Source organism: Streptomyces albipurpureus, from assembly GCF_023701525.1.
Lineage (GTDB): Bacteria > Actinomycetota > Actinomycetes > Streptomycetales > Streptomycetaceae > Streptomyces > Streptomyces albipurpureus.
The window spans coordinates 33,948-44,635 of the sequence record NZ_JAMQAW010000028.1 but is presented as its reverse complement, the minus strand read 5'-3'; the positions used below and the strand labels follow the sequence as shown (position 1 = coordinate 44,635).

The following is a 10,688-nucleotide window of genomic DNA, read 5'->3' as shown; positions in this document are numbered from 1 at the left end:
CGCCCCACCGACATGAGGTCAGCCCGGTTGCTCCCACTCGGGTTTGAGCAGCGCGGTCTCAGTCGCCCTTGGGCGCCATCGCCTCGGCCCGTAGCGTGTAGGGGACCAGGCGCGGGCGGGAGCCCGCGTCCCGCTTGATGGGAGCCATCCGGATCCGTATCGACGCGGGTGCGGACACCGACACCGCTTCGGCCGGGGCGGGGATCCGGGCGAGCATCGGAGCGGGTGCCTCCAGCCGTACCCGTCCGCCCACCTCGATCTCCCCGTTCGGCCCGGGGGCGGTCAGGATCTGCGAGCCCCTGCCCTGGGTGATGTTCAGGGCCCGGCCCAGCCGGTCGGTGAGCAACAGCGCGGCGGCGCCGGTCGCCTCGTCCTCGGCGATGCCGTCGCCCCGCCGCGGAAAGGCCCTGGCCCGCACCCGCCCCGCGGCCTCGTCCTCCCAGGCCCAGGCGTAGAGCCAGCCCTCGCCCGGTGGTGGCGCGGGCAGGTCGTCCACATCGGCCGGTGAGGCGTACTGCTCAAGGAGCCGGGGCGGTACCCATTCGGCGCGGGCGGTGATCCAGGTGAACTCACCGTCGTTGCGGGCCCATACCTCACCCGCGGGCGGATTGACCGCCTCCAAGTCGAGTAGCCAGGCGACTCCGACCAGGGGGTGTCCGGCGAAGGGCAGCCGCACGCTGGGGGTGTAGATGTCGACGACACCGCGCTCGGGGTCGTCGACGAACACCGTTTCGCTGAAGCCGAGTTCGGCGGCGAGTTTCTGGCGTGACGTCTGGTCGGGGCAGACGCGGGGGTCACGTACGACTCCAAGGGCGTTCCCATGCCGCCCGTCCGGGCCGCAGAAGACATGGAGCACGTCAAGCACATCGTGCACATCGCGTTCGTTCACTCCGGCATTCAAGCACTCGGCGGGCCGCCGCAGACTGTTACCGCGGATTGCGAGGCAACATTGACCTGCGTCAAAGCCGACAGGGCGTCGGATAGAAGCAGAGAACCCGATGCTGGGCCGAGAGCCGATCGGGCCGCACCGACGCGCATGGCGTCCGTGCGGCCCGATCGGCTCAAGGCCACCCGGGTGGGTCCGGGCGTGGGACTCTAGGCCTCGCTGGCCGACTGCCGGCGGCGCATGGCGAAGACCACACCGGCGCCGGCGGCGGCGATGCCCGCCGAGGCGGCGATCAGACCGACCGTCGGGATGTCCGATCCGGTGGAGGCGAGGGCGCCCGAGCCACCGACCGCGCCACCGTCCACAGCGCCGACCGAGCCGCCGCCGACCGAGCCGCCGCCCACGGAGCCGCCGAGGTCACCGCTCGCGGCGCCACCGCCGGTGGTGGAGCCGCCTGTTGCCGCGCCACCGCTGGAGGAGGAACCGGAGCCACCCGAACCACCGGGCAGTTCGGCGCCCTCGGTGAGGGAGACCGCCAGGTTGAGGGCGTCCAGCGATTCACCGGCCTGGTACATGCCCTCGAAGGCCTTGGCACCATCAGCGGTCAGCGTGGCCGCGGCGCCGGTGAGCTTGACGACGTTGTTCTGGGCCTTGAGTCCGCCCGCCGGGACCGCGACGGTGGCGAGCTTCAGGTCGTTGAGGTTGACGGTCTTGCCGGTCTTGCGGACCTTGGTGGAGACATCGGCGATCAGCGAGCCCTGGGTGCCGTTGACCTTGACCTCGAAGCCGCTGAGCTTGAGGTCGAGGATGTACTGGCCGTCGGTGAGGTGACCGAGGAAGCGCACACCGCCGTCGAAGGAAGCGGACAGGGACTGCTTCTTGGCGTCGAAAGTGCCCTTGGCCTTGGGGAAGCGGTAGATGTCACCGCTGTTCTTGGCTCCCGCGGAAAGCTCGACCTTGCCATGGGCGATGGGGCCCACCACATAGGCACGGAATCGTTCCTTCACACCCCAGTCAAGATTGCCGTCGACGATCGAACCGTTGCTGGTGGGGGGCTTCGCCGAAGTGGAGGTCGAAGGCGACGGGTCCTTCGACGCGGAGGTCGAGGGCGACGGGTCCTTCGACGTGGAGGTCGAAGGCAAGGGGTCCTTCGAGGTGGACGTGGACGGAGACGGCTCCTTGGAGGTGGACGTCGAAGGCGAGGGCGACGGGCGACCGCCCTCGGTCTTGACCGAGAGGTTGGCCGCGTCCAGCGCGTCGCCCTCCTTGTAGCGGAACGCCTTGGCTCCCGCGGCGGTGATGGTGGCGGGGATGTCCTTGAAGATCATCTCGCCGGGCTCGCCCGTGCCACGGGTCGCCTTGGTCATATCGAGCTTGGCGATGGCGACATCGTTCTCGGTCTTGCCGTCGAGAGTGATGTCGGCCTCGATGCTGCCGGCCTTCCGGTCGCTGATGACCCGCACATCGGAGAGCTTGATGGTGAAGTGGGTCGTGGTGAACAGGACACTGCCCTGGAACGCGATGGTGTTCACGAACGTGGTGGTGTCGTAGGTGCCCTTGCCGTCCACAAACGTGAACGGGCCGTTGGCGGCGGCCTGCTCGGCGCCGTCCGCGACCTCGATCTTGCCGCCCTCGGAGACGTACTTACGGAAGCTCTCCTTGAAGCCCCAGCCCAGCGTGCCGTCCTTCAGACCGATCGTCGGAGCGGCGGCGGCAACGGCGTTCTGGCCGGCGCCGGACGACGGCTTGCCAGCCGCGACGGCGGGGAGGGCGAGGGCGGTGGCACCGAGGGCTGCCGCAGTGGCCGCGGCTGCGGCCAGAACGAGGGGACGGCGGGTGGCTGGCATGGTGGGTTACTCCTAGATTCCGGGGCGATTCCGGGGGTTTGGGGTGACTAGTTCTGGGTCGTACGGCGACGTACGACATAGAGGGCGAGACCCGCCACCAGGAGCACTCCGGCTCCCGCGGCGATGTACGCCCCCACGGGGGACGAGGATTCGGTTGAACTGGCGGCCGGGGTCGCGGCTGGGGACACGGGCTTCGCGTCCGCCTTCGGCGTGCTCGGCTGGGGCGTCGGCTCCGCGGCGCTGCCCAGATCGGGCAGGGCGGGCAACTGCGCCTTCTTGTCCACGGTGACCGCGAGCGAGACCGGGTCCATCTCGGTCCCCGCCTTGTACATCCCGCCGAACGCCTTCGCGCCGCCCGCGGTGAGGGTGGCGGGGGCCTCGGTCAGCGCGGCGAGGCCGTTCTTGGGAGCGAAGTCCTTGGCGACAAAGGTGATCAGGGGGACCGCCTTCTCGGTCTTGCCCGCACTGATCACATCGGCGCTCAGGGTGCCCTTGCCCGCCGTGACGGTGGTCTTGACCTGGGTGAGGGTCAGATCGAGCTGCTCGCCGGTGAAGCGCACCGCCCCGGCGAAGGCCGCGTCCAGGGTCTGCTTCTCGGCATCGTAGGTGCCCTTGCCCTGCGGGAAGCGGAAGAGCGCTCCACCGTCCTGGGCGCCGCCGGACAGGGTCCACTTGCCCTGGGCGATGGCGCCGGTGACGTACTCACGGAAGGTGCGGCGAACCCCCCAGTCGACGGCCGCGTCCTGGAGCGCGCCCGCCTGCTGCGGCTTCTTGGGCGCCTTTGAGGGCTTGGCGGACTCCGCGGGCTTCTTCTCGGGCTGCTGCGCGGCGGCCAGATCGACGCTGAGGCTGATCGGGTCCAGCGGGGTGCCCGCGGTGTAGTAGCCGGCGAAGGCGGTGGCGCCCTGCGTGGTCAGGGTGGCGGGGATGTTGTTCAGCCCGATGGGGCCCGCCCCGCCCTTCATGTTGATGCCCCCGAGGTTGAGCGAGGCGAACGCGACCTGGCTGCCGGAGGTCACCTTTCCGCTGCCCTTGGCCTTGCTGGACATGTCCACGTAGAGCATGCCTCGACCGCCGGAGATCTTGACCGTGGGACGGCTGATCGCCAGGTCGAGTTCGTTGCTGCCGTTGGGCTGGCGATGGCCGGTGAAGTGGACTCCGCCGGTGAAGCGGGCCTCAAAGGCTCCGGTCGCGGGGTCGTAGGCGCCCTTGGCGGAGTGGAAGCGGAAGTTGCTGCTGCCAACGGTGGCGGCGCCCGACGTGAGCCGCGAACCGCCGTTGGCGATGGGACCGGTGACATAGCTCTGGAAGGAGGACTTGATGCCCCAGTCGAGCCTGCCGCCCTGAACCGTACGGTCCGCCGCATGAGCGGCACCGGCCGGGAGCAGGGCTCCTAGCAGAGCCGCGAGAATCGCGACGGCGAACGCGCGGGCCGGTCTGAACGACGGCATGGAAATACCCCTCCCGAGGAGCGCAAAAAACTGCAGCGGTCTGGCAGACCGAGGTAAGGCTAACCTAAGCTATGTCCGGCCTGTACCGGTAGCCCCTTGCATTCCGGTTATGGCCCCTCGGCCCGATTCAGTCACTGACTCAGTGGCTGGTTCGCGCCTTACGCAACAGCCAAGGGGGCAACTGCCCCTGCCCTATGCAAAGAACGACAGGACGGTGCTCTCGGTGCTCTCACAGGCCTCGTTGCCCTCGGTGGGCTCGGCGCGCAGATATCGCCTGGTAGGCGCGGCCCTGACCGCACTTGCCATCGCCCTGACGGCGAGCGGCTGTGGTGGCGATTCCGCTTCGACGGCCCAGAAGGGCGGTCCGACGGCATCGGCGGCGCCTGATCGGGTCGAGCTCCTGGCAACCGAACCCAAGCCCGAGTACCCCGTGACCGTCTCATCGGCCGATGGGAGAAAGGTCACTATCACCTCCGGCGACCGGATCGTGCCGCTCACCGGCTCACTGAGCGAGATCGTCTTCAGCTTGGGCCTCGGCGAGCAGGTGGTGGCGCGCGATGTCACGGCGACCTTCGAACAGGCCGAGAAGCTCCCGGTGGTGACGCGGGGCCACGATGTCTCGGCCGAGAGCGTGCTCTCCCTCAAGCCGACGATCGTCTTGGCCGAGACCACTTCGGGTCCTGCAGAATCCATTCAGCAGATACGTGACGCGGGTGTTCCCCTGGTCGTGGTGAAGACCGCGAAGAGCCTGGCGGATGTGGGCACCCGCATCGACGCGGTGGCGCGGACACTGGGCGTGCCGGACTCGGGCGCGGAACTGAAGAAGCGTACGGAGTCCCGCATCACCGCGGTTCAGCAGGACATCCCCCAGCAGACGGACGGCAAGAAGCCGCGGGTCGCCTTCCTCTATCTGCGCGGCACTGCTTCGGTGTACCTGTTGGGCGGCAGCGACTCAGGAGCGGCATCGCTCCTTGAGGCGGCCGGCGCGCTGGACGCGGGCAAGGAGTCCGGGCTGAAGAAGGACTTCACCGCGATCACCAGTGAGGCCCTGGCCAAGGCGGCACCCGACGCCATCCTGGTGATGTCCAAGGGGCTTGACTCGGTGGGTGGCGTCGACGGCCTGGTCAAGATTCCGGGAGTGGCGCAGACCCCGGCCGGAATGGACCGCAGGGTGGTATCGGTGCCGGACGGCGTCCTGCTGAACTACGGCCCGCGGACGGACCAGGTGCTCAAGTCGCTGGTCGACCAGCTCTACGCGAACGGCAAGTGACGATGGCGACAGAAACACAGCCGGACTCCCCGTCCCAGGGCCCGGAGGCGGAAGCGGATTCCGGTGCCGAAGGCTCCGGCTCGGTCTCCCCCGCGCACGGTCAGCTGCCCGGCTCCCCGAGCCCGGCGCCAACGTCACCGGCACCGGCACCGGGGCAGGGGCAGGGGCAGGGTGCTCCACCTCAGCAAGGCGATCGAGGTGTCGCTCCCGCGGGTGAGCCGGAAGGGGACTCGCCGACGGGACCGGCCGCAGGGGCCGCCCCCGCGGCCACCGGCGTACCCACGCAGACAGCCGCGGTCACGGACGTACCAGCACAGACGCCCGCGGTCACGGACGTACCCGCACAGACGATCGCATCCACCGGGGCGGAAGGACCCGCCAGGACCGACGCGCCGCGTCCGTCAGCGGTCGCCACCGGGCCAGGCGCACCCCCCGTGGACGTCCGGAAGCCGGCAAGCTCCCCCAAGCGAGCGGCGGACACCGTCAACGCGGCCCGGCAGCAGTTCACTCCAGCGCGTCGCTCGACCGCCTTCCTCCTCACCGCCGGGCTGGTCGGCGCGCTCTTCCTGGTCTCCCTCGTCTCCGCCGGATACGGCGCGTACGACATCCCCGTCGGCGATGTCATCGCCTCCGCACAGCACCACCTGGGGCTCGGCGGCAAACCCCTGGACCGGGTCGGCGAGAGCGTCCTGTGGAACGTTCGACTGCCCCGGGTCGTGCTCGCGCTGCTCGTCGGAGCGTCCCTGGGTTGTGCCGGCGCCCTGATGCAGGGGGTCTTCGGCAATCCCCTGGCCGAACCGGGTGTCATCGGCATCTCCGCCGGCGCCGCGGTGGGCGCGGTCGCCTCCATCGCCTTCGGTCTGAGCTTCTTCGGCAACTGGACCATCACGGCCTGCGCCTTCGTCGCCGGCCTGGCGACCGTACTCCTCGTCTATGTGCTCTCCCGCGCGGGCGGGAAGACCGAGGTCGTCACCCTCATCCTCACCGGAATCGCGGTCAACGCCTTCGCCGGCGCGCTGATCGGTCTCTTCATCTTCTTCGCCGACAACGCCCAGATCACCCAGATCACCTTCTGGCAGTTGGGCTCGCTCTCCCAAGCGACCTGGCCCAAGGTGCTGGCCGTGCTGCCGTGCGCGCTGCTCGGCCTCCTCATCGCCCCCTTCTACGCCAGAAAACTGGATCTGCTCGCCCTCGGCGAGCGGCCGGCCCGCCATCTGGGCGTCGACGTGGAGCGGCTGCGTATCGCACTCGTCCTGGCCGTCGCCCTGCTCACCGCATCCGCCGTGGCCGTCGCCGGCATCATCACCTTCGTCGGACTGCTCGTCCCCCATCTGCTGCGGATGGCGCACGGCCCCGGACATCGCTTCCTGATCCCCGGCAGCGCGCTCGGCGGGGCCCTGGTACTGGCGGTGGGCGACCTCGCGGCCCGGACGATCGCGGAGCCGGCCGAACTCCCCCTGGGAGTGCTCACCGCACTCTTCGGCAGCCCGTTCTTCTTCTGGCTGCTGCGCAGGACCCGTCGCAAGCAAGGTGGTTGGGCATGAGAGCGATGACGAGTCTCTTCGGCATGCGCGGGCGGGAACTGCCCACGCGCCCCTCTCCCGGCACCGTGCTGGCACAGGCGGAAGGGCTGCACATTCGGCTCGGTGGACGTTCGGTCCTCACCGATGTCGATCTCGCCGCCCGCTCGGGTGAGGTGCTGGCACTCGTCGGGCCCAATGGCGCCGGCAAGTCCACCCTGTTCGGCGCGCTCGCCGCCGATCTCGCCCCCGACCGGGGCCAGGTGAGCATCAGCGGCCGTCCGGCCGAGGGGTGGAGCGCTCCCGAACTGGCCCTGCGCCGGGCCGTGCTGCCCCAGTCCGCCGTACTCTCCTTCCCCTTCCCGGTGGGAGAAGTCGTGCGGATGGGGCGCGCGCCCTGGGCCGGGACCGCTCTGGAGGACGAGGACGACGAAGCCGTCGCGGAGGCGATGGCCGCCACGGAGATCGTCGAGTTCGGCCAGCGGCCGTTCTCCGCCCTCTCGGGCGGGGAGCGAGCCCGGGTGGCACTCGCCCGGGTGCTGGCACAGCGCGCCGCACTGCTGCTCCTCGACGAGCCGACCGCCGCGCTCGATCTGCGTCACCAGGAACTGGTGCTCCGCATCTGTCGTGATCGGGCCACCGCTGGAGACGCCGTCGTCGTGGTCCTTCATGACCTCGGTCTGGCCGCGGCCTACGCCGACCGGGTGGCGGTGCTGCACGACGGGCGCATCGCGGCGGAGGGTGCGCCGGCTGAGGTCTTCCGGGATGAGCTGCTGAGCCGGGTCTATCGACAGCCCGTGGAGGTGTTCCCCCACCCGCGGTCGGGTGCTCCGGTGGTACTGCCCAAGCGAGCGCTCTGACCGCTACCCGACCGGTCCTGTACACACTGGCCCGGCCCGTCAGGGCAAACGCGCCCGCTGCCTGGCTCGGGAGGTACCGTCCGCTCCCGGGCCGGGGCGAACCGGCCGCTGGGGCCTTGGCTGAGAGTGTCCGGTGGTGGCCGGGAGCATCCGGGTCGGGAGTAGGAGAACCCTCCGGGGGAACTCGCCGTCTCGTACAACAGGAGGGAGACGGGAGCCTGGTGGGACGCATGCCCCCGTTGCCCTGAAGATCCGGAGGGGGCGGGGCGTGTACGGGACCTATCTGATGGGCCTGCGGACGGGGCTTGAGGCGGGGCTCATCGCCTCGCTGCTCATCGTGCTCGCGATACGGACCGGCCGACGGGCGGCACTGCCCGCGATCCTGCTCACGTCCGGCATCGCCATCGCCCTGTCACTGGGCCTCGGCTCGGTACTCGAATACGGCCCGCGCGAACTGACCCCACGGGCGGAGGGGGTCTTCGGCGGCTTCCTCTCGCTGGCGGCGGCCGTACTGGTCGGCTGGGTGGTCCTCCGGGCTCGCCACCGGGCGCCGAGGCCGGCGCAGCAGCCCTCCTCGGCGGTGCACCCGCCGGTGGCGGCAGGGACGGGAACCGGGGTGCTGGCGTCCACCGCCGCCCTCGCGGTGGCGCACGAGGGCATGACGGCAGCGCTGTTCTTCTGGTCCGCGGTACGCGCGGCCTCCGAAGACGACGGCAGCAGCGGTCCGCTCACCGTTCTGCTGCTCGGTATCGCCACCGCCGCCGCCCTGGTGTGGGTGTGCTGGCGCACCGCCCTGCGCATCACCCCGGCGCGATCCCTCAACTGGCTCGGTACGGCACTCCTGGTGCTGGCGGCGGGGGTGGCGGCCAAGGCCGTCGGCCATCTCCAGCTCGCCCAGATATCGGACGGGGTGCCGCCCACGGTCTTCAGCGTCACGGCGGCGATCCCACCGGACAGTTGGTATGGAACGCTCCTGACGGGCGTGTTCGGTTTCGTACCTGATCCCACGGTTTTTCAGATTACGGTGTGGGCGCTCTATCTGATCCCGACGCTCGTGCTGTTCCACACCCCGGTAAGGTTCGGACGTTCAGTGGGGGGCAAGGAGAGTGCAGCCGATGAGAAGGCCGATTCGGGTGGGCGGGCAGCGTCGGGACCGGGCGCGGGGGGCTCGTCGGGGCTTGGTGGCGATGACGGCGCTGGCGCTGACCGCGAGCGGATGCGTGACGGTGCACGGCGAGCGCGAGATCGTTCCGGCGGCGACCCGAGGGGAAGCGGCCACGGCGCTGAAGGAGTTCGTTGACGCCTACAACATCGCGGACAAGACCTATCAACCCGCCAAGGCGGCGGGGCGGGTCACGGGCGCGCTGGGCGCGATCAATCAGGCCGGGCTCAAGTCACGCAGCGTCAACTATCCCAACGGCAATCCCCAGCATGTACCGCTGGAACTGACGGACGCCCAGTTCGCCATCCCGAAGAAGGCGGGCTGGCCCCGGTTCTTCCTCGCCGACACCGACTCCAACCGCGACACCGACGCGGGCCCCGGCGACAATCGCTGGGTGCTGGTCTTTCTGCGCAACGGCCCCGAAGCCGTCTGGCAGGCCTCGTATCTGACGATCCTCCCCCCCGATCGCATCCCCGCCCTGAAGACGGACAAGGACGGCTTCGCCGAGCCCATCGCGGCGGACAGCCCGACCCTGGCCCGCGTTCCGCTTCAGCTGAGCAAGGAGTACGCCTCCTACACGCAGACCGGCAAGCCCGACCACTTCGAGCCGGGGCCCCACACCACCGACTGGCGCACCACCCGGGTCAAGGAGGCCAACCAGCCGGGGAGATCGCGGCAGTACATCGATCAGCCGCTGAACAGCGGCGACTACGCCCCGCTGGCGCTGCGGGCCAAGAACGGTGGAGCCCTGGTCTTCTTCACGGTCCGCAACTTCGAGCGCGAGACGATGGCTCGGGGCGTACGGATCGAGATCCATCCTGATGTGAAGGCGCTGCTGAACGGTGAGGTGAAGTCCTCGCTGACGAAGGAGCGAATCTCCAGTCAGGCGGTGCTGGTCCCCGCCGCGGGCAGCGGAATCAGCGGTGGGAAGGTCGATGTGCTGGGCCGGCTGACGGGTCTGACATCGGCAAAGGGCTCCTGACGGCGACGGTCCCTACCGAAGGGGTGGGTTGCCGCGGTGCGGGAGCGAACGACCCGCTCCCCGGGTCGAGAACATCGGCTGGCCATTTCGGTACGGCTACGGCGGAGATGGCGATCGCGAGGCCTAAGCCCCGCGCCCTGGTTCCGCCGACGGATGTGGTGTGCGGGGGCGGGCCCTAGCCTCGTTCCATGACGTCAGCCGATTCTCGCCCCAAAGGTCCCAGCGGTCCCCGCAGCCAGGAGCAACGCAAGCGCGAGGCGCTGGAACGGCTCGCCCGGGACAACGATGTGTGGGTCGCCACCGCCGACGGCACCGGCGAGCCGTGCCTCGTCCCGCTGGCCTTCTGGTGGGATGGCGAGGCCGTATGGCTCGCCACCCGTGACACCAACCCGACCGGTCGCAACCTGGCCGCCTCGGGGAGGGTCCGCCTCAGCTTCGGCCACACCAGGGACGTGGTCCTGGTCCACGGCACCGCCCGCATGCTGACCCGGGAGGAACTCCCGGCCGGGGTGGGCGACGCCTTCGCGGCGAAGGACGGCTGGGACCCGCGGGAGGACCACCCCTCATATGTCTGGTTCCGAATCAGTCCCGAACTCCTGCAGGCCTGGGGGACGGTTCCCGAGATGGCCGGGCGAACGCTGATGCGCGAGGGGAAGTGGCTGGTCTAGGCCCGTAGGTAAGAAGCCCCGTACGGAGGAAGCTTGGACAGG

At 69.9% G+C, this 10,688-nt stretch carries 8 protein-coding genes and 1 pseudogene; 6 read left to right on the top strand and 3 right to left on the bottom strand.

From position 1 onward, the window contains the following. Positions 1-226: 226 nt before the first annotated feature. The 3 genes and pseudogenes from NBG84_RS22350 to NBG84_RS22340 form a co-directional block, all read right to left on the bottom strand. Positions 227-889: pseudogene (locus tag NBG84_RS22350) on the bottom strand (PhzF family phenazine biosynthesis protein); the annotation flags it as partial. A gap of 206 nt (positions 890-1,095) precedes the next feature. Further along, positions 1,096-2,733, bottom strand: a complete 1,638-nt coding sequence (locus NBG84_RS22345; protein ID WP_250921337.1) for an HtaA domain-containing protein — start codon at positions 2,731-2,733, stop codon at positions 1,096-1,098. 47 nt (positions 2,734-2,780) lie between these two features. Beyond that, positions 2,781-4,184: an HtaA domain-containing protein gene (locus NBG84_RS22340; protein ID WP_250921336.1), complete on the bottom strand. Its 1,404-nt coding sequence runs from the start codon at positions 4,182-4,184 to the stop codon at positions 2,781-2,783. 223 nt (positions 4,185-4,407) lie between these two features. On the opposite strand from NBG84_RS22340, the gene NBG84_RS22335 reads away from it, so the two are divergent. From NBG84_RS22335 to NBG84_RS22310, 6 genes are all read left to right on the top strand, one after another. Beyond that, positions 4,408-5,454, top strand: a complete 1,047-nt coding sequence (locus NBG84_RS22335) for a heme/hemin ABC transporter substrate-binding protein (RefSeq protein WP_250921335.1) — start codon at positions 4,408-4,410, stop codon at positions 5,452-5,454. Between the two features lie 434 nt (positions 5,455-5,888). Next, entirely contained in the window at positions 5,889-6,998 is a 1,110-nt protein-coding gene (locus tag NBG84_RS22330) for a FecCD family ABC transporter permease (RefSeq protein WP_250921334.1), read from the top strand. After that, on the top strand, positions 6,995-7,834 hold the full coding sequence (locus NBG84_RS22325) for a heme ABC transporter ATP-binding protein (protein WP_250921333.1): 840 nt from the start codon (positions 6,995-6,997) through the stop codon (positions 7,832-7,834). The genes NBG84_RS22330 and NBG84_RS22325 overlap by 4 nt, the downstream gene beginning before the upstream one ends. Positions 7,835-8,102: 268 nt before the next feature. Beyond that, complete coding sequence (locus NBG84_RS22320) at positions 8,103-9,134, top strand: FTR1 family iron permease (protein WP_250921332.1); 1,032 nt, start codon at positions 8,103-8,105, stop codon at positions 9,132-9,134. Next, positions 9,022-9,978 (top strand): SCO2278 family lipoprotein, encoded by a 957-nt coding sequence (locus tag NBG84_RS22315; protein ID WP_250921331.1) that lies wholly within the window; start codon positions 9,022-9,024, stop codon positions 9,976-9,978. Before NBG84_RS22320 ends, NBG84_RS22315 begins: the two co-directional genes overlap by 113 nt. 188 nt (positions 9,979-10,166) lie before the next feature. Then, positions 10,167-10,646: a pyridoxamine 5'-phosphate oxidase family protein gene (locus NBG84_RS22310; protein WP_250921330.1), complete on the top strand. Its 480-nt coding sequence runs from the start codon at positions 10,167-10,169 to the stop codon at positions 10,644-10,646. Positions 10,647-10,688 lie beyond the last annotated feature (42 nt).